The following is a 237-nucleotide window of genomic DNA, read 5'->3' on the forward strand; positions in this document are numbered from 1 at the left end:
CGCTTGACCACAACTTTGTATAATTCAGGCACCTGGGGTACCACGGTGGAGGAGCAGGCAAATGTATGTCTTGCGCTCTTGAAAGGGTATAGTGCCTCGTTCATTGACCATGGTGAAAAACAGCAGCATGTGCAGGAAGTATTGAGGCGTTGCAGGGATGCCCTTGATTCCCTTCCTTCCTCTTTGCTGAAACTCCGCTTGCTTACGGCTTGTTATGGAGAGGTTTTCGATGAGCCT

At 49.8% G+C, this 237-nt stretch carries 1 protein-coding gene; it reads left to right on the forward strand.

What is annotated here, in order from left to right:
* The coding region (locus M1B78_RS18935) for a UpxZ family transcription anti-terminator antagonist (protein ID WP_276019299.1) at positions 1 to 237 on the forward strand (237 nt) is incomplete at both ends.

The organism is Bacteroides muris (ex Fokt et al. 2023) (genome assembly GCF_024704895.1).
Classification (GTDB): domain Bacteria; phylum Bacteroidota; class Bacteroidia; order Bacteroidales; family Bacteroidaceae; genus Bacteroides; species Bacteroides muris.